The organism is Pseudomonas phenolilytica (assembly GCF_021432765.1).
In the GTDB taxonomy this organism is placed as follows: Bacteria; Pseudomonadota; Gammaproteobacteria; order Pseudomonadales; family Pseudomonadaceae; genus Stutzerimonas; species Stutzerimonas phenolilytica.
Genome location: NZ_CP058908.1, coordinates 3869749 through 3895433, shown reverse-complemented (window position 1 = coordinate 3895433; position 25685 = coordinate 3869749). Strand labels below are relative to the sequence as shown.

Annotated in this window: 27 protein-coding genes; 18 read left to right on the top strand and 9 right to left on the bottom strand. The window is 63.3% G+C overall.

Going from position 1 to position 25685, the window contains the following annotated elements:
• Window positions 1-32 precede the first annotated feature (32 nt).
• The 11 genes from flgG (at window position 33) to HU825_RS18505 (ending at window position 9749) form a co-directional block, all read left to right on the top strand.
• Window positions 33-818: a flagellar basal-body rod protein FlgG gene (flgG, locus tag HU825_RS18555; RefSeq protein ID WP_008570745.1), complete on the top strand. Its 786-nt coding sequence runs from the start codon at window positions 33-35 to the stop codon at window positions 816-818.
• An 83-nt stretch (window positions 819-901) separates the two neighbouring features.
• Window positions 902-1600 (top strand): flagellar basal body L-ring protein FlgH, encoded by a 699-nt coding sequence (flgH, locus tag HU825_RS18550; RefSeq protein ID WP_043299257.1) that lies wholly within the window; start codon window positions 902-904, stop codon window positions 1598-1600.
• 17 nt (window positions 1601-1617) lie between these two features.
• Window positions 1618-2715 (top strand): flagellar basal body P-ring protein FlgI, encoded by a 1098-nt coding sequence (locus tag HU825_RS18545; RefSeq protein ID WP_284692211.1) that lies wholly within the window; start codon window positions 1618-1620, stop codon window positions 2713-2715.
• 13 nt (window positions 2716-2728) lie between these two features.
• A complete protein-coding gene (gene flgJ, locus HU825_RS18540; protein WP_155550281.1) occupies window positions 2729-3910 on the top strand; it encodes a flagellar assembly peptidoglycan hydrolase FlgJ in 1182 nt (393 codons plus the stop codon).
• Between the two features lie 3 nt (window positions 3911-3913).
• Entirely contained in the window at window positions 3914-5953 is a 2040-nt protein-coding gene (flgK, locus tag HU825_RS18535; protein ID WP_054095126.1) for a flagellar hook-associated protein FlgK, read from the top strand.
• An 11-nt stretch (window positions 5954-5964) separates the two neighbouring features.
• Window positions 5965-7230, top strand: coding sequence for a flagellar hook-associated protein FlgL (gene flgL / locus HU825_RS18530; protein ID WP_043299263.1), 1266 nt, complete (start codon window positions 5965-5967; stop codon window positions 7228-7230).
• A 122-nt stretch (window positions 7231-7352) separates the two neighbouring features.
• Window positions 7353-7673, top strand: coding sequence for a ComEA family DNA-binding protein (locus HU825_RS18525; protein ID WP_043299265.1), 321 nt, complete (start codon window positions 7353-7355; stop codon window positions 7671-7673).
• A 358-nt stretch (window positions 7674-8031) separates the two neighbouring features.
• Window positions 8032-8469 (top strand): YkvA family protein, encoded by a 438-nt coding sequence (locus HU825_RS18520; RefSeq protein ID WP_043299267.1) that lies wholly within the window; start codon window positions 8032-8034, stop codon window positions 8467-8469.
• Window positions 8470-8581: 112 nt separating this feature from the next.
• Window positions 8582-8905: a helix-turn-helix domain-containing protein gene (locus tag HU825_RS18515; protein ID WP_077683838.1), complete on the top strand. Its 324-nt coding sequence runs from the start codon at window positions 8582-8584 to the stop codon at window positions 8903-8905.
• Window positions 8902-9282, top strand: a complete 381-nt coding sequence (locus HU825_RS18510) for a hypothetical protein (RefSeq protein WP_003287457.1) — start codon at window positions 8902-8904, stop codon at window positions 9280-9282. Before HU825_RS18515 ends, HU825_RS18510 begins: the two co-directional genes overlap by 4 nt.
• Window positions 9282-9749, top strand: coding sequence for an SEL1-like repeat protein (locus tag HU825_RS18505; protein WP_138300250.1), 468 nt, complete (start codon window positions 9282-9284; stop codon window positions 9747-9749). The genes HU825_RS18510 and HU825_RS18505 overlap by 1 nt, the downstream gene beginning before the upstream one ends.
• 70 nt (window positions 9750-9819) lie before the next feature.
• On the opposite strand, the gene HU825_RS18500 is transcribed toward HU825_RS18505, so the two are convergent.
• A complete protein-coding gene (locus tag HU825_RS18500; RefSeq protein WP_043299272.1) occupies window positions 9820-11901 on the bottom strand; it encodes a carboxy terminal-processing peptidase in 2082 nt (693 codons plus the stop codon).
• A gap of 165 nt (window positions 11902-12066) precedes the next feature.
• On the opposite strand from HU825_RS18500, the gene HU825_RS18495 reads away from it, so the two are divergent.
• Window positions 12067-13029 (top strand): NAD(P)H-quinone oxidoreductase, encoded by a 963-nt coding sequence (locus HU825_RS18495; protein WP_234302640.1) that lies wholly within the window; start codon window positions 12067-12069, stop codon window positions 13027-13029.
• A 40-nt stretch (window positions 13030-13069) separates the two neighbouring features.
• On the opposite strand, the gene HU825_RS18490 is transcribed toward HU825_RS18495, so the two are convergent.
• The 5 genes from HU825_RS18490 to minC all read right to left on the bottom strand — a co-directional run bounded on the left by HU825_RS18490 (window position 13070) and on the right by minC (window position 17029).
• Window positions 13070-14359, bottom strand: a complete 1290-nt coding sequence (locus tag HU825_RS18490) for a M18 family aminopeptidase (RefSeq protein WP_043299275.1) — start codon at window positions 14357-14359, stop codon at window positions 13070-13072.
• Between the two features lie 86 nt (window positions 14360-14445).
• Entirely contained in the window at window positions 14446-15081 is a 636-nt protein-coding gene (locus HU825_RS18485; RefSeq protein WP_008570735.1) for an RluA family pseudouridine synthase, read from the bottom strand.
• 61 nt (window positions 15082-15142) lie between these two features.
• A complete protein-coding gene (gene minE, locus HU825_RS18480) occupies window positions 15143-15400 on the bottom strand; it encodes a cell division topological specificity factor MinE (protein WP_003287467.1) in 258 nt (85 codons plus the stop codon).
• Window positions 15397-16212, bottom strand: a complete 816-nt coding sequence (gene minD, locus HU825_RS18475; RefSeq protein ID WP_008570733.1) for a septum site-determining protein MinD — start codon at window positions 16210-16212, stop codon at window positions 15397-15399. Before minD ends, minE begins: the two co-directional genes overlap by 4 nt.
• A gap of 91 nt (window positions 16213-16303) precedes the next feature.
• Window positions 16304-17029, bottom strand: coding sequence for a septum site-determining protein MinC (gene minC / locus HU825_RS18470; protein ID WP_054095120.1), 726 nt, complete (start codon window positions 17027-17029; stop codon window positions 16304-16306).
• Window positions 17030-17178: 149 nt separating this feature from the next.
• On the opposite strand from minC, the gene HU825_RS18465 reads away from it, so the two are divergent.
• Window positions 17179-18123, top strand: coding sequence for a lipid A biosynthesis lauroyl acyltransferase (locus tag HU825_RS18465; RefSeq protein ID WP_043299282.1), 945 nt, complete (start codon window positions 17179-17181; stop codon window positions 18121-18123).
• Between the two features lie 9 nt (window positions 18124-18132).
• On the opposite strand, the gene HU825_RS18460 is transcribed toward HU825_RS18465, so the two are convergent.
• Both HU825_RS18460 and HU825_RS18455 read right to left on the bottom strand, forming a co-directional pair.
• On the bottom strand, window positions 18133-18888 hold the full coding sequence (locus tag HU825_RS18460; RefSeq protein ID WP_138301124.1) for an MlaA family lipoprotein: 756 nt from the start codon (window positions 18886-18888) through the stop codon (window positions 18133-18135).
• Between the two features lie 7 nt (window positions 18889-18895).
• The gene (locus HU825_RS18455; RefSeq protein ID WP_234302639.1) at window positions 18896-20185 is read right to left on the bottom strand and encodes an alpha/beta fold hydrolase; all 1290 of its coding nucleotides are present in this window, start codon (window positions 20183-20185) and stop codon (window positions 18896-18898) included.
• Window positions 20186-20653: 468 nt separating this feature from the next.
• On the opposite strand from HU825_RS18455, the gene HU825_RS18450 reads away from it, so the two are divergent.
• The 5 genes from HU825_RS18450 to HU825_RS18430 all read left to right on the top strand — a co-directional run bounded on the left by HU825_RS18450 (window position 20654) and on the right by HU825_RS18430 (window position 25448).
• Window positions 20654-20971, top strand: coding sequence for a DUF485 domain-containing protein (locus tag HU825_RS18450; RefSeq protein ID WP_054095117.1), 318 nt, complete (start codon window positions 20654-20656; stop codon window positions 20969-20971).
• A complete protein-coding gene (locus tag HU825_RS18445) occupies window positions 20971-22629 on the top strand; it encodes a cation acetate symporter (RefSeq protein ID WP_234302638.1) in 1659 nt (552 codons plus the stop codon). Before HU825_RS18450 ends, HU825_RS18445 begins: the two co-directional genes overlap by 1 nt.
• A gap of 208 nt (window positions 22630-22837) precedes the next feature.
• Complete coding sequence (locus HU825_RS18440; protein ID WP_043299289.1) at window positions 22838-23647, top strand: SDR family oxidoreductase; 810 nt, start codon at window positions 22838-22840, stop codon at window positions 23645-23647.
• 111 nt (window positions 23648-23758) lie between these two features.
• Window positions 23759-24883, top strand: coding sequence for an MFS transporter (locus HU825_RS18435; protein ID WP_234303426.1), 1125 nt, complete (start codon window positions 23759-23761; stop codon window positions 24881-24883).
• Between the two features lie 136 nt (window positions 24884-25019).
• Window positions 25020-25448: a hypothetical protein gene (locus HU825_RS18430; RefSeq protein WP_043299291.1), complete on the top strand. Its 429-nt coding sequence runs from the start codon at window positions 25020-25022 to the stop codon at window positions 25446-25448.
• Between the two features lie 5 nt (window positions 25449-25453).
• Here HU825_RS18430 and HU825_RS18425 read toward each other — a convergent pair whose 3' ends face one another.
• The gene (locus tag HU825_RS18425; protein ID WP_043299293.1) at window positions 25454-25681 is read right to left on the bottom strand and encodes a YheU family protein; all 228 of its coding nucleotides are present in this window, start codon (window positions 25679-25681) and stop codon (window positions 25454-25456) included.
• Window positions 25682-25685 lie beyond the last annotated feature (4 nt).

Genomic DNA, 25685 nt, shown 5'->3' with positions numbered 1-25685 from the left:
TCGCGTCCGCTCGACGCACGAGGAGAAAGCACATGCTTCCAGCACTTTGGGTCAGCAAGACCGGTTTGTCCGCCCAGGACATGAACCTGACGACCATCTCGAACAACCTGGCCAACGTCTCGACCACCGGCTTCAAGCGTGATCGTGCCGAGTTCCAGGACCTGCTCTATCAGATCCGTCGCCAGCCCGGCGGGCAGTCCAGCCAGGACAGCGAGCTGCCGTCCGGCCTGCAACTAGGTACCGGGGTACGCATCACCGGCACGCAGAAGATCTTTACCACCGGCAGCCTGCAGACCACCGAACAGCCGCTCGACATGGCGATCAACGGGCGCGGCTTCTTTCAGGTGCTGCTGCCTGACGGCACCGTGTCCTACACCCGCGACGGTAGCTTCCACCTGAGCTCCGACGGCCAGATCGTCACCTCCAACGGCTATTCGCTGGAACCTGCCATTGTCGTGCCGCCGGAAACCCAGACTTTCACCGTCGGCGAAGACGGCACCGTCTCGGTGACTATGCTGGGCAATGCGCAGCCGCAGATCATCGGCAATATCCAGACGGCTGACTTCATCAACCCGGCCGGCCTGCAGGCGATGGGCAGCAACCTGTTCCTGGAGACCGCGGCCAGCGGCGCGCCGCAGATCAGTACGCCGGGCCTCAACGGCCTGGGTACGGTGCTGCAAAACACGCTGGAAAACTCCAACGTCAGCGTGGTGGAGGAGCTGGTCAACATGATCACCACCCAGCGCGCCTACGAGATGAACTCCAAGGTCATCTCCACCGCCGACCAGATGCTGTCGTTCGTTACCCAGCAGTTGTAAGTCGCGTTAACCGTTGTTGCAGGGCATGGATAGCTCGCTGTGTCCGAAGTCGTTTCAGTGGCCCTGTCCGGGCTGAGGTGTGTATGAGCCGCTTGTTGACCGTTGTTGTCTCGATATCGTCCGCGCTGGCCCTGGCCGGCTGCGTGGCGCCGGCGCCCAAGCCGAACGATCCGTACTACGCGCCGGTGCTGCCGCGTACGCCGCTGCCGGCGGCACAGAACAACGGTGCTATCTATCAGGCCGGTTTCGAGACCAACCTCTACGACGACCGCAAGGCCTTCCGGGTGGGCGACATCATCACCATCACCCTCAACGAGCGGACCCAGGCGAGCAAGAACGCCTCGTCGCAGATTTCCAAGGACAGCAGCGCCAACATCGGCCTGGGCTCGCTGTTCGGCGGTGGCGTTTCGATGGGCAATCCGCTGACCGGCAACAAAATGACGCTCGGCGCCGAATACGAGGCTGAGCGTGACACCTCCGGCTCCGGTCAGGCGGGGCAGAGCAACAGCCTCTCCGGCTCGATCACGGTGACCGTCTCCGAGGTGCTGCCCAACGGTATTCTCGCGGTGCGCGGCGAGAAGTGGATGACGCTCAACACCGGCGACGAGCTGGTGCGCATCGCCGGCCTGGTGCGTGCCGACGACATCACCACGGACAACACCGTGCCTTCGACACGGATTGCCGACGCGCGCATCACCTATTCGGGGACGGGTGCCTTCGCCGACGCGAGCCAGCCGGGGTGGCTGGATCGCTTCTTCATCAGCCCGCTGTGGCCGTTCTGACCGGAGGCTGTTCCATGATGCGCAAATTTTTCGTGCTGCTCGGCCTGCTCGGCCTGGCCATGACCGCCCAGGCCGAGCGCCTCAAGGACGTCGCCACCATCAATGGCGTGCGCGCCAACCAGCTGGTCGGCTACGGCCTGGTGGTCGGCCTGAATGGCAGCGGCGACCAGACCACGCAGACGCCGTTCACCGTGCAGACGTTCAACAACATGCTGGCGCAGTTCGGCATCAAGGTGCCGGCCGGCGGCAACGTGCAGCTGAAAAACGTCGCGGCGGTGTCCATTCACGCCGAGTTGCCGCCATTCGCCAAGCCCGGGCAGACCATCGACATCACCGTGTCCTCGATCGGTAACGCCAAGAGCCTGCGCGGCGGCAGCCTGCTGATGGCGCCGCTCAAGGGCATCGACGGCAACGTCTACGCCATCGCCCAGGGCAACCTGGTGGTCGGCGGTTTCGATGCCAGCGGCGCCGACGGCTCACGGGTCACCGTCAACGTACCGTCGGCCGGGCGAATTCCGGGAGGGGCGACCGTCGAACGGCAGGTGCCGAGTGCCTTCAACCAGGGCAACACGCTGACGCTCAACCTCAATCGACCGGACTTCACCACGGCGAAGAATATTGTCGACCAGATCAATGACCTACTCGGCCCAGGCGTGGCGCAGGCGCTGGATGGCGGCTCCATCAGCGTCAGCGCGCCGCTGGACCCGAGCCAGCGCGTGGATTACCTGTCGATCCTGGAGAATCTCGAGGTCGACGTCGGCCAGGCGGTGGCCAAGGTCATCATCAATTCGCGCACCGGCACCATCGTCATCGGTCAGAACGTGCGCGTGCAGCCAGCCGCCGTCACCCACGGCAGCCTGACGGTGACCATTACCGAGGATCCGCAGGTTAGCCAGCCGGAGGCGTTCTCCGCTGGGCAGACCGCGGTGGTGCCCAACTCCCGGGTGCAGGCCGAAGAGGAAGCCAAGCCGATGTTCAAGTTCGGTCCTGGTACCACGCTGGACGAGATCGTGCGTGCGGTGAACCAGGTCGGCGCGGCGCCCAGCGACCTCATGGCGATTCTCGAGGCGCTCAAGCAGGCCGGTGCGTTGCAGGCCGATCTGATCGTGATCTAAGGGTTTAACGGATATGGATACTCGTCTGGGCGCCGGCGGGCGCGGTCTCGACAGCGGCAGCTACACCGATCTCAATCGCCTCAACCAGTTGAAGGTGGGCAAGGATCGTGATGGCGAAGAAAACGTGCGCAAGGTTGCGCAGGAATTCGAGTCGCTGTTTCTCAACGAGATGCTCAAGTCGATGCGCTCGGCCAATGCCGTGCTGGCCGAAGACAACCCGCTGAACAGCCAGGCCGCCAAGCAGTATCAGGAGATGTACGACCAGCAGCTGTCGGTCAGTCTGTCGAAAGACGGCGGCGGCATCGGCCTGGCCGACGTGTTGGTGCGCCAGCTGAGCAAGCAGACTGAAACCGCCAGCCGGCCGAACCCGTTCGCCCAGGTCGCTGCCACCGAAGGCGCGAGCTGGCCGAACAAGCCGGCAGCCGCGACCGAGGCCGTGCGTGACGACTCGCGTCTGCTCAACCAGCGCCGCCTGGCGTTGCCAGGCAAGCTCAGCGAGCGCCAGGTCGCCAATGTTTCGGCAACCAATCCTGCCGCGCCGCAGGCGCTGGTATCCGATGGCAAGCCGCTGGTCGAACTGGACTGGAAGCCCGCCACCGCCTTTGCCGCCCCGCAGGACAAGTCGCTGATCGTCAACGGGGTGCCGGCGAATGCAGCCGCAGCGCCGAGCAAGACGCGTTTCAGCTCGCGCGAGGAATTCATCACCACCATGCTGCCGATGGCCGAGAAGGCCGCCGAGCGCCTGGGCGTCGAGCCGCGCTATCTGGTGGCGCAGGCCGCGCTGGAAACCGGCTGGGGCAAGTCCATGATCCGTCACCGCGACGGCAGCAACAGCCACAACCTGTTCGGTATCAAGGCTACCGGCTGGCAGGGCGAGTCCGCCTCGGCGACCACCACCGAATACGTCAATGGCAAGGCCACCCGCGAGGTGGCGGGCTTCCGCGCCTACGATTCCTTCGAGCAGAGCTTCAACGACTTCGTCAGCTTGCTGGAGAACAACGATCGTTACCGGACCGCCATTCAGGTCGCCAGCAATTCCGGCGACTCCGAGCGCTTCGTCAAAGAGTTGCAGAAGGCGGGCTACGCCACCGATCCGCAGTACGCGCGCAAGATCAGCCAGATCGCGCGCAAGATGCAGACCTATCAGACCGTCGCCGACGCAGGTTCGGCGCCCGCCATGCGGACCAGAGGCTAATTCATGGCTGACCTACTCAATATTGGCCTGTCCGGGCTTTCCGCCAGCAAGACGCAGCTGTCGATCACCGGCCACAACATCAGCAACGTCAACACGCCGGGCTACACGCGCCAGGATGCGACCCAGGCGACACGGCTGGCACAGTTCAGCGGCGCGGGTTATATCGGCTCCGGCACCACGCTGGTCGATGTGCGCCGCAGCTACAGCGAGTTCCTGACCAGTCAGTTGCGCAGCAGCACGGCGCTCAATAGCGACGTCGCGGCCTACAAGAGTCAGATTGATCAGCTCGACTCGCTGCTTGCCGGTACTACCACGGGAATCACCCCGGCATTGCAGAGCTTCTTTTCCGCATTGCAGACCGCGGCCGAGGACCCGGCCAACATTCCGGCGCGGCAGCTGGTGCTGGCCGAGTCCGAAGGCCTGGCGCGGCGTTTCAATACCGTCTATGACCGGCTGGCCGAGCAGAACGCGTTCACCAACAAGCAGATGTCCGCAGTCACCGATCAGGTCAACCGACTGGCCAGCAGCATCGGCAGCCTGAACGAAGCCATCGCCGTCGCTGCCGCCAATGGCAAGCAGCCGAACGATCTGCTTGATGCTCGCGAAGAGGCGGTGCGCCAGCTGTCCACCTACATCGGCGTAACGGTGGTTCCGCAGGACGACAGCAGCTTTAACATCTTCATCGGCAGCGGCCAGCCGCTGGTGGTGGGCAGCAGCGTGGCGCGCCTGGAAGTGGTGCCGGGGCAGGGCGACCCTAACCGCCACGAGGTACAGTTCATCAGCGGCGGCTCGCGCCAGGGCATCACCTCGCAGATCAGCGGTGGCGAGCTGGGCGGGCTGATTCGCTATCGCAGCGAGGTGCTGGACTCGACCATGAACTCCTTGGGCCGTCTGGCACTGGCGGTGAGCGATCAGGTCAACAGCCAGCTCGGACAAGGGCTGGATCTGAAGGGCAATGTGGGGACGGCGCTGTTTGGCGATTACAACGATCCGGCGCTGGCCAAGCTGCGCGTCAATGCGTTTTCCGGCAACAGCAGCAACGCGCAACCGGCGCTGAACATCACGCAAACCAATCTGCTGACCACCAGCGACTATCTCATGGAGTACGGCGCTGGCGGCTACACGGTGCGTCGCCTGAGCGACAGCCAGCCGATGACGGTGACCACTAATGCGGATGGCAGCCTGAGCATCACCGACAAGAGCGGCCGGGATCAGGGATTCCAGATCGTGCCGGGAACGCCGGCACCCGCGCTGGGCGACAAATTCACGCTGCAGCCCACGCGTCGCGGTGCAACCGATATCACGGCGGTGCTCGATCAGGCAGATCAACTGGCGTTCGCCGCGCCGATGCGTGCCGAAGGTAATTTGCAAAACAGCGGAACCGGACTGATCGGTCAGCCTGATCTGGTCAATGGCCCGTCGCCGATAGACAAGAGCGTGCTCAGCGCAGCCAGCCTTTCGCTCGAGGTAACGCTGAGTGCAGATGGCAAGACCTATACGCTGGGCGATCCGCTGCCGAGCGGCTGGTCGTACGTTGATGATCAGGGCAACCCGTTGACGCCCGCTCCCAGCTTTACGTCGGGCACCGCCAATACCGTGCGGGTGGCTTATACGTCTGGCACCGAGACGTATCAGCTGGCCTTTGCCATGAGCGGCCGTCCGGCGAATGGTGATGATTTCAGTATCGCCTTCAACCAGAGTGGAGTCTCCGACAACCGCAACGCCCTGAAGCTGGTCGACCTGCAAAGCAAGCAGAGCATCGGTGTCGATAACAACGTGGCGGGTTCCGGTTTCAGTTTCACCGACGGCTATGGCGAGCTGGTCGAGCGCGTTGGCACGCTGACCGCGCAGGCGCGACTGGACAGCGAGGCGAACGGCGCGATCCTCAAGCAGGCCACCGACAACCGCGACTCGCTGTCGGCGGTCAACCTCGACGAGGAGGCCGCCAACCTGATCAAGTTCGAGCAGTACTACAACGCCTCGGCGCAGATCATTCAAGTTGCCCGCTCGCTGTTCGATACATTGATCAGCACCTTCCGCTAACAGGCCCGACCATGCGCATCTCGACCTTGCAGGCATTCAACAACGGCGTCGCCGGGTTGCAACGCAACTACGCCAACGCGACCCGTACTCAGGAACAGATCAGCACCGGCAACCGCATCCTCACTCCGGCCGACGATCCGGTCGCGTCGGTACGCCTGCTGCAGCTGGAACAGCAGCAGAACGTGTTGAGCCAGTACAACGCCAACCTTACGGCGGCGAAGAACAGCCTGACCCAGGAAGAGGTCACGCTCAATTCGGTAAACACCGTATTGCAGCGCGTGCGCGAGCTGGCAGTACAGGCCGGCAACGGCGCGCTCGATCCGCAGGATCGCAAGTCCATTGCGGCCGAACTGGGCGAGCGAGAGGATGAGTTGCTGTCGTTGATGAACACCCGTAACGCGCGAGGCGAATATCTGTTCGCGGGCTTTCAGGGCAAGACACAGCCGTTCGTGCGGGGCGCCGATGGCAGCTATAGCTACGAAGGTGATGAGGGGCAGCGCAAGCTGCAAATCGCCAGCTCGTTAAATATTCCGATCAGCGACAATGGCAAGTCGGTCTTTGAGAACGTGATCAATGCCGGGCGTTACCAAAGCGTCTTCACCGCTCAAGCCGGTTCCACGTTGAGCGTTTCGGCTCCGCTGGTTCAGGATGAGGTCGCGCTCAGCGCAAATCCGGCATTTCCCGCTGCGGGCATTGGCGTGCACTTCACTTCGGAAACTGACTACATCGTCTACGATCTCAGCGCTCCGCCAGCTGATTTTGCTGATCCATTTGCCGATCCCAATCTCGTCCTCGCGTCCGGTTCTTTGGACGACAAAACGGACACAAGCGACAAACTCGTTTTTCGTGGTGTGGTCATGCAGTTTAACGGCACGCCTGCGGCTGGCGATTCGGTTGAGGTTACGCTGGACGCTACTCAGCAGAAGCAGGGCATCCTCAGCACCATCGCCAGCCTACGCTCCGCGTTGGAAAACCCTATCACGGGTAATCAGGGGGTTCACGATGCCGTTGCCGTCGCGCTGACCAACCTCGACCACGGCATGGTCAGCGTCGATGCCGCGCGCGGCAATATCGGTGCTCGGCTGAACGTGATCGAAACGACGCAGACCGATAACGAGGACGTGACGCTGGTGAACAAATCGGTGCAGGCCGAGCTGAAAGAGCTGGACTATGCCGAAGCGTTGTCGCGCCTGTCGTTCCAGACCGTCATCCTCGAGGCGGCGCAGCAGAGCTATGTGAAGATCAGTGGGCTCAACCTGTTCAACGCGATGAGGTAACGGCAGGTTGACGGGGTTCGCAAAAAACGCATCCCGTTTTGACTTCGCTAGAACGCTGTCTAGATTAAGCACGCTGCGGAGCAGGAAGTACCGCAGCCTTCAAACTTCATAAGGACGTGAATATGAGCAAAGCATTTCTTTCCGCAGTGGCCTTCGCGCTACTCACCTCGCTGGCCGTGCCAGGCCATGCTGCCAGTAATCCTCAGCAGAGCGCTCCTGCCGCTGTACCGGCAGCGAATGCCGAGATTGCAGTCGTCAAGATCAACAGCGCCGACGCAGAAACCCTGACCCGGGAACTCAAAGGCATCGGCCCGACCAAGGCGAAGGCGATCATCGATTATCGCGACGACCACGGCCCGTTCCAGTCAGTCGACGAGCTGCTGGAGGTCAAGGGCATCGGCGCGGCAACGCTCGAGAAGAACCGCAGCAAGCTCAGTCTGTAACCTGCAGCCGAAGCGAGTCGCACTGGCTCGCTTCGTGTCAGCCCCTCCTTCGGCCGAACCCTGTCGCTGCAGCCCAGTCAAAAACGCTATCGAAAAAGCGTTGACATATGACGGTTATGCACATTTCAAACGGCCAGTAGACCGTTCGTCTCCGTCTCCTTGTCGTTGCTTAATCAAATGACATAAGTCATTGTTTTTCAATGACTTGGGCGGCTGCGCAAAAAAGGAGCGATTTGTCTCAGAGGCCCGTGAGTAGGGCGTTTGACGCAATCATCCATAAACAATTCACAAGGTTATCCACAGCTTCTGTGGGTAACCTCGCTAACCCAGCAAGGACGCTGCCTGGAGGAAACTCTGTATGAAAGCGCCTTGGAATTTCCTGCGATACCTACCCGTTGCCCAACGCGTCATTGCTCGTGGCAGAGTTCCCGCGTTGCTGCTGGCGGTCGCGCGTAAGCGCTCCTCTCACGGCGGGTTGCTCAAAGGTTTGCGTGAGGATCTGTCGCTGTTTCAGGCGTTGTGTGTCGCTTGGTGGCGCGGAGAGTACCGGGCGATCAGCAAGTCGACGCTCGTATCGGTAGTTGCCGCGCTGTTGTACTTTCTGTCGCCGCTGGATGCGCTTCCGGACTGGATTCCCGGGCTCGGCTTCATCGATGACCTGGCGGTGATGGGTTGGGTCATGCGCAAGTGGTCCGACGAGCTTGTGGCGTTTCGTGGCTGGCGCGACGCTCAGCCACCGTCGCGTAAAGCGGCGCTGGAGGTGTTGCCGGCAGCGCAGGAAACCGAGCGACGTTAGAGCGGATGCGCTGCCGTTGCATACAGTGAAATGCAGTGGCAGCGCGATGCTCCATTGCCTGTCCAGACTGTTAAGATTCGGCTATCTAGGCCAAAGAGTTCAGGAAAGAAAGATGAATGTGCAGGTCATCATGCGCGATGGCGCACCCGAATATGCTGTCCTGCCGTGGAGCGAATATGAAGCGCTGCTGAATGCGGTAGGGCGACGGCCCGACGCTCCTCAGCCTGCTCCTGAAGCTGTTTGCGCACCGGCGCTGCGACAGCTGCCACAATTGCGTGAGGCGAAGGGGTTGGATATCGCAGCGTTGGCCCGCTCAGTAGGTATCAGCCCGGCCTATCTCGCATTGATTGAAAGCGGTGAGCGGGTACCCGATACGGCGATCCGCCGCGCCTTGGCCCGTGCCCTCGAGGTACCACGCTGGGAGGACGACGCTTGAGCCTGCAACGTCCTGCGGTACGCATCAGTCGGCAGCATTGGCAAGCGCTGCTGCTGGAGTTGGGCGAGGCTCGCCGGCAGCGTCATCTGGTGACCTATCGAGCATTGGTCGAGCGCCTGCAATTACCGGCTCCGGCCATGCAAACGCTGACCGCTGCGCTGGAGCACCTGGCCGCGTTGGATGCGCGGGCGGAACGGCCTTTGCGCAGCGCACTGGTCATCAGTCAGGGCGCCAGCCGTCTACCCCGTACGGGGTTCTTCGAGTGTGCGACGAAACTCGGGCGCTTCAGTGGACCGTCAGACGGGTTCGCTGCGGCATCCTGGCACGCTGGCGAGGTCGCGCGGGTTTTCGAATTCGACTATCCGGAGGTTCCATGATGCTCTGGAAGCTGCGCGCGAGCGCAGGCTATCTGCTCGCCCGCAAACTGATGGCTGCGCGTTGGGCGGTGCAACAGCCGAAGCTATGGCGCTGGATGGAAGGGCAGTTCTCGCGCAAGGCCAATCTGGGCGATCGTGCCGCGCAGAGTTTCTACGGCCATATGCTCTATTTTCGTGGCCAGGGTCTGGGCGCAAAACAGGAAGGCATACGGCTGTTGCGTTTGGCTGCTCAGGCCGGCGATGCCAAAGCGGCCTACCAGCTGGGCGTGATCAGTCTCAGTGAAGATGCCTCGCGTGGTCCAGATGGCTCTGAGGCTGCGCGCTGGTGGGAGCAGGCGGCAACTGCCGGACATCCGCTGGCGGCGATGCGGCTAGAGCAGCTTTACCGTGCCGGTGGCTATGGCCTGGCTGCGGATCCGGCAGTAGCCGATCGCTACAAGGCGCTCGCCGCACGCCGCGGCATATAAAGTCTGCTGGAGCTGATGAGAATGAAAAAGGCCGCCTCGTTGGGCGGCCTTTCTGTAGAGCAGTCAGTAATCAGTGCTGTGCCATCGCTGAATCGAGACCCAAGTAGTCGAGCAGAATCCGTCCGCTCTCCGCGAGATAGGCGTCGTCCTCCGGCTTGAGTTTTTCGGGCTCGTGAGGCGTACTCGTCTCGTCGTCCTTTTCCAGCTTGGCCAGAGGTTCTTCGCCCTTGGCCTGGCGCAGCGCGTTTTCCAGCGACAGCTGACGTTTCTCGATAGCGGCCTGCTGCGCGCGGCGCTTGCTCTCGTTGAGACTTACCGTGGTTTCATGCATCAGCTCTTGGGTTAGAGCCAGGCGATCACGCGTAAACACGAAGTCCGGATTCTGCTCGGTACGCGCCTCGTGGCGCGCCTTGAGTTCAGCGAGGAACGGCTTGAACGGGTTCATATCAGGATTGATCGCGGCGCGGATGCTGTCCCAGGGCATTGCCTCGGGCAGCGCGCTTTCGCCGATCTCCTTGGTATCGACGTCGGCCGGATAGCTGATGTCCGGAATCACGCCCTGGTGCTGGGTGCTCTGCCCGGAAACCCGGTAGAACTTGGCCAGAGTGAGCTTCAGTTCGCCGTGGTTGAGTGGCTGGATGGTCTGCACGGTGCCCTTGCCAAACGTCTGTCCGCCGAGGATCAGAGCGCGGTGATAGTCCTGCATGGCGCCAGCGAAGATCTCCGAAGCGGAGGCGGACAATCGATTGACCAGCACCGCTAGCGGACCTTTATAGAATGCACCGACGTTCTCGTCGGCCAGCACGTCGACGCGGCCGTCGGCGTTGCGCACCAGCACGGTCGGCCCCTGGTCGATGAACAAGCCGGTCAGCTCGGTGGCTTCCTGCAGCGATCCGCCGCCGTTGTTGCGTAGGTCGATCACTACGCCATCAACCTTCTCCTGCTGCAGCTCGGTCAGCAGTTTCTTCACGTCGCGGGTGGTGCTCTTGTAGTTCTGGTCGCCGGCGCGCAGCGCTTTGAAGTCGAGGTAGAAGGCCGGTATCTCGATGACACCGAGCTTGAACTGCTGACCCTGGTGCTCGAGGTTGAGCACCGATTTCTTCGCCGCCTGTTCTTCCAGCTTCACCGCTTCGCGAGTGATCGCGACGATCTTGCTGGTCTGGTCGTTGGGTGCGTTGCTCGCCGGAATCACTTCCAGGCGCACAACCGAGCCCTTCGGACCGCGAATCAGCTTGACCACTTCGTCCAGTCGCCAGCCAATCACGTCGACCATCTCGTCATCGCTCTGGGCGACGCCGATGATCTTGTCGGCCGGCGCCAGCTGCTTGCTTTTCTCTGCCGGGCCGGCCGGCACCAGGCGCACGATCTTGACGTGCTCGTTGTCGCTCTGCAGCACCGCACCGATGCCTTCCAGCGACAGGCTCATGTTGATATCGAAGTTCTCCGCGTTATCCGGCGACAGGTATTGCGTGTGCGGGTCGTAGGACTGCGCGAAGGCGTTGATGTAGGTCTGGAACACATCCTCGCCGCGAGTCTGCTCCAGTCGCGCAAGCTGGTTCTTGTAGCGCTTGGTCAGCAGTTCCTGAATGGCCTTGGGCTCCTTGCCGGCAATCTTCAGGCGCAGGACTTCATCCTTCACGCGCTTGCGCCAGAGGTCATCGAGTTCGGCGCGATCCTTCGCCCAGGCGGCTTTCTCTCGATCCACCAGCAGCGTCTCGTCGACGGTGAAGTCGATCTTGTCGACGCCCTGTTGCAGCAGGCCCAGCGCATAGTTGAGGCGATCTTCCAGGCGCTCGAGGTGACGCTTGTAGATGAGGAAGCCCGGCTCCAGGTTGCCGCGCTTAAGGAAGTCGTCAAACTCGGTGCGCCAGCGATTGAATTCGGCGAGGTCCGATGCGAGGAAATAGCTGCGCGCCGGATCGAGCATCTCTATGTAGCTGTCGAAGATCTTTGCCGAGCGTGCGTCGTTGAGCGGCGGCTTGTTGTAATGGTGGCGCTTGAGTAGCTCGACGACGTTGAGGCTGGCGATGACCTGCTCGCGGTCCGGCTGCAGGTAATCCCACTTCGGTGCGTCGCCAGGCTTGGCCAACGCCAGCGAGGCCTGGAGGCCGAACAGCAGGGTGAAAACGGTGCAGGCAAGCGTGCGTTTCATGGTTTGAGGGCGACGTAAGGCTGAGGAATAACGCATATTAGGCCATCTAGGGTTGGCGCCGGTTCGTCAGGCGTCCGGCGGTATGAAGCACGCGCCCGTCGGTATGGCTGGGAGAGACCAGCGAGTAACGGTTGGGCGCAGGATTGGACTCACTATGGAGGCAGCATGAAGGCATTGCAAGGCGTCGAGGGGGAACTGGAGTGGGCGCAGCGACCAGCCCCGGAGTGTGGCGAGGGTGAGGTGCGAATCCGCGTTGCGGCCGCTGGGTTGAACCGTGCCGACCTGCTGCAGCGTGCCGGTCATTATCCGCCGCCAGCGGGAGTGACCGATATTCTCGGTCTGGAGTGTGCCGGGGTGGTCACGGAAGTCGGTGCGGGCAGCCGCTGGCAGGTTGGCGATCGGGTTTGTACCTTGCTGGCCGGTGGCGGCATGGCGGAGGAAGTTGTGGTCGATGCCCGGCATGCGCTGCCGGTGCCGGCGGGACTGTCGCTGCGCGAGGCAGCGGTGATTCCCGAGGTGTACGCCACGGCCTGGCTCAATCTGTATCGGCTGGGTGCGCTGCAACCTGGCGAGAAGGTGCTGCTGCATGCTGGGGCCAGCGGTGTCGGTTCGGCGGCGATCCAGCTGTGCAAGGCATTCGACAACCCCTGCTGGGTCAGCGTGGGATCGGCGGAGCGTCTGGCCTACTGCGAGGCGCTCGGCGCACAAGGCGGCGTGCTGCGTGGAGAGGCGCTGGAGGCGCTGCGCGATTTCGCGCCATTCGACCTGATCCTCGATCCGGTCGGTGCCAAGTACGCTGCACTGAACCTGCAGCTGCTGGGGCTGGACGCGCGCTGGGTGATGATCGGCCTGATGGGCGGACGCAAGGCCGAGCTGGACCTGGCGGCGCTGTTGGCCAAGCGCATCCAGCTGATCGGCTCGACGCTACGCAGCCGCGATGCGGACTACAAGGCCGGGTTGCTCGCCGAGATGGAGGAAAATGTCTGGCCAATGTTCGCCGAGGGTAAATTGTCACCGCGTCTGGAGCAGTGCTTCCCGATCGGCGATGCCGAAGCGGCCTTCGCGGCCCTGGCCAGCAATACCGTCTCCGGCAAGCTGGCACTGGTCATCGACGCCGATCTGCAGTAACCATCGATGCGGGGCGCTGGCCGGCGCACCCGCGTCCGTTTCAGGGCAGCGTGCTGCTCGAATAGAAGGCAGTGAGTACTTTCACCAGGTGCGCCAGATCCTGACTGCCGGCCAGTTCGCGGATCGAATGCATGGCGAAGGTCGGCAGGCCGATATCGACCGTGCGCACGCCGAGCTGACCGGCGGTGATCGGGCCGATGGTCGAGCCGCAGCCGAGATCGCTGCGGGTGACGAAGCTCTGTACCGGCACCTCGTTTTCCACGCATAGATGACGGAAGAAACCGGCGGTTTCGCTGCTGGTGGCGTAGCGCTGGTTGCTGTTGACCTTGATCACCGGGCCGGCGTTGAGCTTCGGTCCGTGGTTGCCATCGTGTTTGTCGGCATAGTTAGGGTGCACGGCGTGCGCGTTGTCGGCGGAAATCAGCAGGGAACGGTTGATGCAGCGCTGGAAACTCTCATCCTCCGGGAGCACGCGACGCAGCACCTGTTCGAGGAACGGGCCGTCGGCACCGCACATGGAACAGGAGCCGACCTCCTCGTGATCGGTACAGACGAGTAGGCAGGTCTCCTCCGGCGCAGCGTTCAGCAGCGCCTGCAAGCCGGCGAAGCAGGACAACAGGTTGTCAAGGCGGGCGCCGGCGATGAAATCGCCGTTGAGGCCGACCACTGCGGCTGGCTGGGTGTCGTAGAGACTGAGCTCGAAGTCCAGAATCACGTCGGCGATCAGATCGTGCTCGCGGCTCAGCTGTTCGGCCAGCAGCGCACGCAGATCGGGGTTTTCCTCGCCGAGTACCTGGGCGATCAGTGGTGGCAGCTCGTTCTGGGCGTTGATGGCCCAGCCCTGGTTCGCTTCGCGGTTGAGGTGAATGGCCAGGCTGGGGATCACTGCGATGGGCAGCCGGAAGTCGATCAGCTGGCTTTCGATGCGGCCGTCGCGGCTGTAGGTGACGCGGCCGGCGAGCGACAGGTCGCGGTCGAACCAGGGTGCGAGCAGCGCACCGCCGTAGACTTCCACGCCGAGCTGCCAGAAGCCCTGGCGCTGCAGGTCCGGATGCGGCTTGACGCGCAGGCAGGGGCTGTCGGTATGCGCGCCGACCAGGCGCATGCCGTGCTCGACCATCGTTCTGCTGCCGAGCTGGAAGGCAATGAGCGACGAATCGTTGCGCGTGACGTAATAGCGCCCGCCGGGCTGCAGATGCCAGGCGTCGCGTTCCTCGAGCGGAGTGAAGCCGGATGCCTGCAGGCGCTGGGCGAGATTGCGAGTGGCGTGGAACGGCGTGGGCGATGCCTGAAGGAATTCGATCAGGCTCTGGTTGAGTGTTTGCGGCATGACGGGCTCCGGACTGCAATGGCGCGAAGTCTACCGCATCGACCCCGGGCGGTCTGCGCGATTGGCCGGCGCTAGGGGGTGCCCGTTCAGAACGGCGCCGCGCAGTCGAAGCGCAGGCGTTCGCCGGTCTGCGGGTGGGTCAGCGTCAGCATGCTGGCATGCAGGCACAGGCGCTCGTGTGCCTGCAGGGCCTGCTCGTGCGCGTAGAGGCGGTCGCCGAGCAGCGGATGGCCGATGGATAGCATGTGTACGCGCAGCTGATGCGAACGACCGGTGATCGGTGTCAGTTCGACGCGGCAGTGATCACCGCAGCGTTCGAGGATGCGCCAGAAAGTCAGCGCGTGTTTGCCCAGCTCGTGATCGACGACGTGCCGTGGCTTGGTCGGCGGGTCGTAGCGCAGCGGCAGGTCGATACTGCCGCTGTCCTGCTCCGGCTGGCCCCAGCACAGCGCCGTATAGGCTTTTTCGGTTTCACGATCGTGAAACTGACGAGACAGCTCGCGGTGACTGTCGGCATCCCGGGCGAGCACGATCAAGCCCGAGGTTTCCCAGTCCAGCCGGTGCACGATGCGCGCTTCGGGGTAGCCGTTTTCCTGCAGACGGGTCACCAGGCAATCGCGGTTATCCTCGGCGCGGCCGGGCACCGAGAGCAGCAGGGTAGGCTTGTTGATCACCAGCAGGGCGGCGTCCTGATGGACGATCTCGATGTTGCTTAGCGGCATGTGCTTTTCCACAAACGAAGACGGCGGCCCGAGGCCGCCGTTTCTGAAACAACCGGGTCGCTCAGCGATCCGGCAGGGTGATGTTCAGCTCGAGGATCGAGCAGCTGCCCTGGTCCTCCAGCGCCACCTGGACCTGATCCTGATCGATGTTGACGTACTTGCGGATCACCTCCACCAGCTCCTTCTGCAGTGCAGGCAGGTAGTCCGGCTGGGTGCGCTGGCCGCGTTCATGCGCAACGATGATCTGCAGACGCTCCTTCGCGATGGCGGCGGGCGTTTCCTTCTTCTTGCGCTCGCGAAAGAAATCGAAAAGGTTCATTCGCGGCCTCCAAAGAGTCGCTGCAGGAAGCCGGGCTTCTTCACGTCGAGGAAGCGGTGGGCCACTTCCTTGCCGAGCAGACGGTCTACGGCGTCGCTATAGGCCTGGCCTGCGTCGCTCTGGTCGTCGAGGATCACCGGGATGCCCTGGTTGGACGCCTTGAGCACCGCCTGGGATTCCGGGATCACGCCGAGCAGGCGGATGGAAAGAATTTCCTCGACGTCTTCGACGCCGAGCATTTCGCCCTTGTTGACGCGCTCGGGGTTGTAGCGAGTCAGCAGCAGGTGCTCCTTGATCGGCTCCTGGCCGTTCTCGGCGCGGCGCGATTTGCTGGCCAGCAGGCCGAGCATGCGGTCGGAGTCGCGTACCGACGATACTTCCGGGTTGGTCACCACGATTGCTTCGTCGGCGTAGTACATGGCCAGGTGCGCGCCCTTTTCGATACCGGCCGGGGAGTCGCAGATCACGTACTCGAAAGTCTTGCTCAGCTCATCGATCACCTTGCCGACGCCTTCGAGCGTCAGGGCGTCCTTGTCGCGGGTCTGGCTGGCGGCGAGGACGTAGAGGTTCTCCAGGCGCTTGTCCTTGATCAAGGCCTGGCCGAGGGTCGCGTCGCCATTGATGACGTTGACGAAGTCGTAAACCACGCGACGCTCGCAGCCCATGATCAGGTCCAGATTACGCAGGCCGACGTCGAAGTCGACCACGGCGGTCTTGTGCCCGCGCAGAGCGAGGCCGGTTCCGATGGCGGCGCTGGTGGTGGTCTTGCCGACGCCACCTTTGCCGGAAGTGACTACGAGGATCTTGGCCAAGGTGCTTCACCCTAAATGTGAAAAATCGGCCTCGTCGGCCTGAGCGGCGCGGGAAGCCATTTCGGTGCGGAAAAATTCGCGGAAGTATCCGTTAAAGGCGGGTGATGTTCAACACGTCGCCGGCGAGCCGGATCTGCACCGATTCGGCCCACAGCGGCTCGCGGCGCAGGTCTTCGGCCACCTTGTACTGACCGGCGATCGAGATCATCTCGGCGGCCAGTTGCTGGCAGAAAATGCGCGCATTGGCGTCGCCCTTGATGCCCGCCAGCGCGCGCCCGCGCAGCGGACCGTACACATGGATGTTGCCATCGGCGAGAAGTTCCGCGCCGGGGCTGACCGCGGCGAGCACGATCAGGTCGCCGCCCTGGGCATAGACCTGCTGGCCGCCGCGGATCGGCGTGGTCACCACACGCGTCGGGCGATAGACCGGTTCGGCGGGTTTGGCAGGTGCCTTGCTCGCCAGGTCGACCTTGCGCTCGCGTGCGCCGGAGGGCGGCAGTACCGGGATATCGAGCCCCTCGGCAGCGCTGATATAGGCCGGCTGGGCGGCACGAACCGCCAGTGTGCGCAGGCCGTGCTTGCGGCATAGCGCGATCAGGGCGGCGAGGTCGACATCCGCACCATCGGCGGGGAGCTTGTCCAGGGCCAGTACCAGCGGTGTGTTGTTGAAGAAGTCTGGTGCCTGCTCGACCTTGGCCGCCAGCTGTTCGTCGAGGGCGTCGAGGTCGTTGCGGACAATCTCCAGCACGGTGATGGCGAGCATGCTGCCCTTGAGCTGGAAGACGGGGGCTTGGGGAGAGGAGTCGGCTTGGCTCATGGTCTGCCTGCGGCGGTAAATGGCGAGGACTTATAGCGGGGTGCGGCGCGGCCTGCAACAGCGAACATGGACTGCCGCCGGGGCCAGCGGCTCGGTTTTGCAGCGTTTTTCCCGATAGAATGCGCGGCTTCACCCGCTTCGAGCTCGCTATGGAACGTCCTCACTTTCGCCCGTACTTCCTGCATCCGCGTTTCTGGCTGCTCTGGCTGGGGCTGGGGTTGCTCTGGCTGCTGGTGCAATTGCCGTATCCGTGGCTGTTGTGTCTGGGGCGTCTGCTTGGCCGGTTGATGTATGCCGTCGCCGGTTCGCGCCGGAAAATCGCGCGGCGCAACCTGGAGCTGTGCTTCCCTGAACTGAGCCAGGAGCAGCGCGAGCGGCTGCTGAAGGAAAACTTCGCTTCCACCGGCATCGCCTTCTTCGAGATGGCCATGAGCTGGTGGTGGCCGCAAGCACGCCTGCAGCGCCTGGCGCATGTCGAGGGGCTGGAACACCTGCAGCGCGCACAGGCGGCGGGGCAGGGCGTGATCCTGATGGCGCTGCATTTCACCACGCTGGAGATCGGTGCCGCGTTGCTGGGCCAGCGCCACACCATCGACGGCATGTACCGCGAGCACAAGAACCCGCTGTTCGATTTCATCCAGCGTCGCGGGCGCGAACGGCACAATCGCGACGCCACCGCCATTGAGCGTGAGGACGTGCGCGCCATGCTCAAGGTGCTGCGCGCCGGCCGCGCCATCTGGTACGCGCCGGATCAGGACTACGGGCGCAAGCAGAGCCTGTTCGTGCCGCTGTTCGGCATCCAGGCGGCAACCGTCACCGCCACTACCAAGTTCGCGCGCCTGGGGCGGGCGCTGGTGGTGCCGTTCACTCAGGAGCGTCTGGCCGACGGCTCGGGCTATCGACTGGTGATTCATCCGCCGCTGGAGAATTTCCCAGGCGAGAATGAAGAGGCCGACTGCCGGCGCATCAATCAATGGGTCGAGGAAGCGGTCGGCGCGCTGCCGGAGCAATACCTCTGGGCGCATCGGCGCTTCAAGACGCGTCCGGAAGGCGAGCCGAGCCTCTACGGTCGGCGTAGAAAGCGGCGCGGCTGATCCTGTGGATCATTCCGCAATCTGCAGATCACGCGCCCGGCTGTAGACGTAGCGCACCTTTTCATACTCGAACGGTGAGTTGAGCTGGCCGTAGCGGAAGTCGGTGCTGTAGCGGATATCCACCACGCGCAGCGCCGTCAGGCCGAACTGCCCGCCGCTAGCCTCGGCGTAGCCGAAATAGTCCACCTGCCGTTCGATGGCGAAGTCGGTGACCAGTCCGGTGCTGTCGCGCAGGTTGGACGGGCCGAGTGCCGGGAGAATCAGGTACGGGCCGCTGGGGACGCCGTAATGCCCCAGTGTCTGGCCGAAATCCTCCGGCTGGCGAGGCAGGCCCATGCGTGTCGCCGGGTCCCACAGGCCGGCGACACCGATGATGGTGTTGAACAGAAAGCGTGCCGTCGCGTTCATCGCCCGCTCGCCCTTGAGCTGCAGCACGCTGTTGGCCAGGGTCGGCAGCTCGCCGAGGTTGCTGAAGAAGTTGCTCACCCCGGTGCGCACCAGGCGGGGGGTGACGTAAACGTAGCCGCGCACCACCGGCAGCATCACCCACTGGTCCAGGCGGTAGTTGAAGTGATACATGCGCCGGTTGAACGACTCGAAGGGGTCATAGACGTCCAGCGCCTTGAAGGTTGCGCGCTCGAACTCGCGCTGGTCGAGGCCGGGATTGAATTCGAGATCGCGCAGCGGGTGGGTGAAACCATCCTCGTCGATATTCGAGGTTTCGCCCCAGGCCGCGGCACTGGCGAACAGCAGCGACAACAGCAAAGAGAACCTAGCCACGGAAGAACTCCAGCATCTGCGCGGTATTGACGCGATAGTTGAGGTTGCCGCAATGCCCTCCGCGCGGGTACAGCGTCAGCCGCTCGCCGAAGGTGCGCCGCAGAAAGCCGATGTCGCCGGGGCCGAGGATCAGATCATCGGCGTTGTGCATCACGGCAATCTTGTCGGCGCTGCGCAGGTAGTTCTCGAGCGCATAGAGGCTGACCTGCTGAATCATCTGGGTGAGGCTGCCGCCGTCGTACTGCACACGCCACATGGGAATCAGCTGATCGACGATGTAGCAGTCGAAGTCGCATAGCAGTGCACGCTTGAAGAACGGTTCCAGGCTGGTGCCTTCGTCGATCGGGTAGTCGGGCGGCGTGATCAGTCCGCGACGGTTGATCAGGTCCGAGGTAAAGGCGATGTCCGCCGCGGAGAAGCGGAACACCGTGCCGATCAGCATCGCCATCTGCTCGTCGCTGAGCCGCAGCGGCGACTGCTGGAAGTCGTAGAGCATGGCTTCGTCGAGGTCGATGTAGCCCTTGTGGCGGTAGTAGCGGGTCAGCTTGTCCAGCACGACCTCGTAGAACGTGGTGTTGTTGTCGATGCCTTCGACCCGGGTCTGCACCAGCTTGTCCAGGTTGCTGATCGAGGTATAGAGGTTGACCGGCGGGTTGAGCAGCAGCACGCGCTTGAAGCCGAAGCTCTGCCGCGTCTCGTCGAGCTGGCTGACGAAGGCGGCGTGCAGCGCGCCCAGGCTGTAGCCGAGCAGGTGGAACTCGGTCACCGGCAATTTGCGCTGCTGCGCACGCACTGCCTGCATGACCCGGTAGAGATCCTTGGCATCGTCCTGGCTCAGGCCCGGTGTCGCATAGCGCGAGGCAGCGGCCATGAAGTCGTAACTGGTGGGCGAGGAGAGCTGCACCACATGGAAGCCGGCGCCGTAGAACAACCGCTTGAGCGCCTCGGTCTTGCCGTTGGCGTAGTGCGCGCCCGTGCCGGAGATGATGAAGATCAGCGGCGCCGGCCCGGCCTGACGTGCGAGCCGGTAGCCCAGGCGTTTGACCGGCCAGAAATTGTCCGGCAGCGTGAATTCGCGCTCCGGGCGCAGGCGCAGGCTGTAGTCGGCCTGATCGATCTCGTCGTCGGCCGGCACCGCCGGGCGCAGTTCGAGCGGGGTTGTGGCGATGGTCGCCTCGAACGGATTGTCCAGCGGAAAGCCGTATTCGGCAGCACTGAGATCGGCGGCCTGCACTGGCAGTACACAGACGACCAGCAGGGCGATGAGCGGCAGCAGCGGCATGCTAATTCTCCATAAAGCGACCTGCGCGGCCGGCAGTCATGCGGGGTCGAGCCGTGCAGCCTTTCCTGTGCGTCGTTCCGGCGTTTCGTCGTCACCGGGACGGGCGAGGCTCAGACACGCCGCCCCGCGATTGGTTTGATCTGCGTCGCTCGACTTCGTTTCGCGGGTAGTGGCAGAACGGCGTCACCGGGTTTCTGTCGGCGCGCCGCAGAGGCCTCGAACGTATACGCCTTTAGGCGATACAGCGTGCCGAAGAATGATTTCCGTCATGTTCAGCAAATACCGTTCCGAAACGCTGGAGGCCCCGTGAGATAAGGCTTGCAGAATGTTTCAAGGTGTTTGGCTGGCTCTAGCTCGCTGCTTTGCGCCGCTCGAAGTCAGACCAAAGTCGGGTGGAATTCAGCCGATCCGGCCCTAAAGTAGCCACCCTGTCCTCATTGGGGGGCAATGATCGTGGAGACAGTTGCAATGCACAATAACGACAATGCTTACCAGCAGATCTACAACAATCCCCGCTTCCAGGAGCTGGTCGCCAAGCGTGGCCGTTTCGCCTGGCTGCTTTCGATCATCATGCTGGCAGCCTATTTTGCCTTCATTCTGGTGATCGCTTTCGAACCCCATCTGCTGGGCGTCAAGCTCAGTGCGCAAACCGTTACCACCTGGGGAATTCCTGCCGGCCTGGGCCTGATCTTCCTGGCCATCGGCCTGACGGGAGTCTACGTGCAGCGCGCCAACGGCGAGTTCGACCGTATCAACCAGGAAATCCTCAACGAGGCCCAAAAATAATGATCGCTCGTTTGCTGTCCGCTGCCGCACTACTGGCAGCCTCCCCGATGCTGCTGGCGGGAGAAGCCCTCACCGGCGAAGTCCAGAAGCAGGCGACCAACTGGACCGCCATCGTCATGTTCGTGGTGTTCATCGCCTTCACGATGGGTATCACCAAGTGGGCGGCCAAGCGCAACACCTCCACGTCCGACTACTACACCGCCGGCGGCAGCATCACCGGCTTCCAGAACGGCCTGGCGATCGCCGGCGACTACATGTCCGCGGCGTCGTTCCTGGGTATTTCCGCCCTGGTGTTCACCAGCGGCTATGACGGCCTGATCTACTCCATCGGCTTCTTGGTTGGCTGGCCGCTGATCCTGTTCCTGATGGCCGAGCGCCTGCGCAACCTGGGTAAGTTCACCTTCTCCGACGTGGCCTCCTATCGTCTCGGTCAGACCCAGATCCGCATCCTGTCGGCGATGGGTTCGCTGACCGTGGTGGCCTTCTACCTGATCGCCCAGATGGTCGGTGCCGGCAAGCTGATCCAGCTGCTGTTCGGCCTGGACTACATCGTTGCGGTGGTTCTGGTCGGCGTGCTGATGGTTTGCTACGTGCTGTTCGGCGGCATGCTGGCGACCACCTGGGTACAGATCATCAAGGCTGTACTGCTGCTGTCCGGCGCCAGCTTCATGGCCATCATGGTAATGAAGCATGTGGGCTTCGACTTCGGCACCCTGTTCTCCGAAGCCGTGAAGATCCACACCAAGGGCGAAGCCATCATGAGCCCGGGTGGTCTGGTAACCGATCCGGTTTCGGCGATCTCCCTGGGTCTGGCGCTGATGTTCGGTACCGCTGGCCTGCCGCACATCCTGATGCGCTTCTTCACCGTCTCCGATGCCAAGGAAGCCCGCAAGAGCGTGTTCTATGCCACCGGCTTCATCGGCTACTTCTACATCCTGACCTTTATCATCGGTTTCGGCGCGATCCTACTGGTCAGCACCAATCCGGAATACAAGGATGCCACTGGCGCCATCATCGGCGGCACCAACATGGTGGCCGTGCACCTGGCCAACGCGGTTGGCGGTAACCTGTTCCTCGGCTTCATCTCCGCTGTGGCCTTCGCCACCATCCTGGCGGTGGTTGCCGGCCTGACCCTGGCAGGTGCTTCGGCCGTGTCTCACGACCTGTACGCCTGCGTGATCAAGAAGGGCAAGGCCAAGGAAGAGGACGAGATGAAGGTGACCAAGCGCACCACCTTGGCTCTGGGTGTGGTTGCGATCATCCTCGGTGTGGCCTTCGAGAAGCAGAACATCGCCTTCATGGTGGGTCTGGCCTTCTCCATCGCCGCCAGCTGCAACTTCCCGGTCCTGTTCCTCTCCATGTACTGGAAGAACCTGACCACTCGTGGTGCGCTGATCGGTGGTTCCCTGGGCCTGTTCACCGCGCTGATCCTGACCATCCTCAGCCCGACCGTGTGGGTGCAGGTGCTGGGCAACGCCGAGGCGATCTTCCCGTACTCCTACCCGGCGCTGTTCTCGGTAGCTGTGGCCTTCATCGGTATCTGGTTCTTCTCGATCACCGACAAGTCGACGATGGCCAGCGACGAGCGTGCCCGCTTCTTCCCGCAGTTCGTGCGTTCGCAGACCGGTCTGGGTGCAACGGGAGCCGTTGCTCACTGACGATCGTCCGTGATGTAAAAAAGAGGCAGCCTTCGGGCTGCCTTTTTCATGCCCGCCGAAAAAGCGACCCGGCTGTTGCCCTTCGCGCGCCGTGCCAGCGATCCGCCTGGCGGTTTGTTCCGGTCATTCAGCGCCCTGATGGATGCCGGGCGGCCAGATGCCTTTCGCTAGACTCGCTGCCATTGAATCGGATAACGAGGGCTGCACGATGAATCAGAACCGCATGATGGTTACCGGAGCGGGCTCCGGGCTGGGCCGCGAGATCGCCCTGCGCTGGGCGCGCGACGGCTGGCGCCTGGCGCTGTCCGACATCAACGAGGCGGGGCTGGCGCAGACCCTGGAAATGGTTCGCGCCGTCGGCGGCGACGGCTTCGTCCAGCGGTGCGATGTGCGCGACTACAGCCAGCTGATCGCCTTCGCTCAGGCCTGCGAAGACAAGCTCGGTGGCATCGACATCGTGGTGAACAACGCCGGCGTAGCGTCGGGCGGCTTCTTCAGCGAGCTGTCGCTGGAGGATTGGGACTGGCAGATCGCAATCAACCTGATGGGCGTGGTCAAGGGGTGCAAGGCGTTCCTCCCGCTCCTGCAGAAGAGTCGTGGCACGCTCATCAATATCGCCTCGATGGCTGCGCTCATGCAGGCGCCGGGCATGAGTAACTACAACGTCGCCAAGGCCGGTGTGGTGGCGCTGTCGGAAAGTCTGCTGGTGGAACTGCGCCAGCAAGAGATCGGTGTGCACGTGGTGTGTCCGTCGTTCTTCCAGACCAATCTGCTGGACTCCTATCGCGGCCCGACGCCACACATGAAGGCGCAGATCGGCAAGTTGCTGGAGGCCTCGCCGATCACCGCGGCGGATATCGCCGACTACATCCACCAGCGAGTGGCCGCAGGCGAATTCATGATTCTGCCGCACGAGGAAGGACGTATCGCCTGGCGGATCAAGCAACAGAATCCGCAGGCGATCTACGATGAAATGGCCGCATTGGCCGAGAAGAAGCGCAGCAAGGTCGGAAGCTGACCGATCGGTTCAAGAGGCTTGTCGTCGCCCGGGGCTGGGAGTAGGGTGGCCTCCCCGGCGCCTGCCATGACTGTTGGAACCGCTGTGAACAGACCCTCCCGCTGGGTGCTGATGGCCGCGCTGCTGCTGGCGGCTGTCAACCTGCGCCCTGGTATCACCTCCTTCGCCCCCCTGATCGAACAGATCGCCATCGAACTCGGCCTCAGCCGCAGCACCATCAGCCTGACCACCGCGCTGCCGGTACTGCTGATGGGCCTGCTGGCGCCGCTGGCTCCGCGGCTGGCGCTGCGCTTGGGCCTGGAGCGCAGTATCGGCCTGTGCCTCGGATTGATCGCGGTAGCCTTGCTGCTACGGCTTTTCGGCGAGCAGGCGTCGCTGCTGATTCTGACCGCCGCGCTGGTCGGCGCCGGCATCGCGGTGGCGGGGCCGTTGCTGTCGGGCTTCATCAAACGCTACTTCCTCGAGCGGATCGGCCAGGCCGCCGCCTGGTATTCGCTGGGCATGGCCGTGGGTGGCACGCTGGGTGCGGTGGTCACCGCGCCGGCGAGCGAGCTGTTCGGTCACCAGTGGACCTGGGGCTTGGCGCTGTGGGCCTTGCCGGCATTCGCCGCGCTGGCGCTGTGGTGGCGTCTGCCGAACCAGCCGGACGTGGCGCCGGAGCAGCGTGCCGGGCTGCCCTGGCGCGTGCCGCGTGCCTGGCTGATCAGCCTGTACTTCGCGCTGCAGGCCGGGCTGTTCTACGCGCTGGCGACCTGGCTGGTCGCGCGCTATCACGAAGTGGGCTTCAGCATGCTGCACAGCAACGGCTTCTTCAGCGCCTTCATGATGATCGGCCTGCCGAGTTCCTTCATCGCGCCGTGGCTGGCGCAGCGCTTTGGTCAGCGGCACCTGCTGATGTGTGGCTCGGGCGTGCTGGCGACGCTTTGCCTGAGTGCCATCGCCTTGGTGCCGCAGTGGCAGCCGCTGCTGGTCTGCATGCTGCTGGGCGTGGTGCTCAATGCGAGCTTCTCGTTGGCACTGGTGCTGCCCATGTACGAGGCGAGCACGCCGCTGGCGGTCAGCCGGCTGACGGCGATGATGCTCTGCACCGGCTACAGCCTGGCCTGCCTGACGCCGGTGCTGGCCGGGCTCGGGCGCGATCTGTCCGGTGGCTATCGTCTGCCGTTCCTGGTGCTGGCGGGCATGGCGGCGATCATGGCGGTGCTGGCCACGCGGCTCAAGCCGCGCCAGTGCTAGCGGTCGGCTCGCGCGGGCTGCGTCTGGCGTGGGCGTTGTGGCACGGTTCCAACTCGCGACACGACGCGGATGACCGTCCCTCCACGCTGTGCTAGAAAGCTCGCCTTTTCCTGGCCTGCCGCACCGGAGTAACCGCATGGAGTCCGAATCCATCGTTTATGGCTGCATCCGTGACTGGCCTTCGGCCGACCCGGAGCAATGCCTGCGCCGCCGCGTCAGCAACCGCAAGGTGTTGCGCGCACTGCCGCACGGCGAAGCCTGGCCGTTCATTGGTCGTGAGATGTTCTCCTACTGCAGCGAGGCGGAGCAGGGCCTGTATCAGACCCAGGTGATTCACTTCGGCGCCAGCTATCGCGCCGTGGAGTACGAGTGGGCGCTGTGGGTCGAGCACTTCGAGGCGCTGCTCCGGCAGCTCTACTGGAGCAGCGCGGTGGTCCATTTGGAGACCGAACTCGCCGGTGCGCACACCTTCCGCTGGGAAACCGAGACCGGCAGCCACAACCCGCAGCAGAGCGAACTGCGCCTGCGCTGTGCGTGGGAGCGCGAAAGCTCGCTATTCAGCTGAGCGGCTCATTCGAGCCATTCCCGCGGGACCTCATGGCGCAGCGCCAGCTGGCATTGCTGGCTGTCGGCGTCGAACACGATCACCGCCTCGCCCTTGTCCAGCGCGCGTCGTACGCGGGCGACACGGGTATCCAGCGGGGTCTCGTCACCGTTGTCGGTGCCGTCGCGGGTGACGAAATCCTCGATCAGGCGGGTGAGGGTGTCCGGTTCGAGCAGGTCGTAGGGAATCAGCATCGCG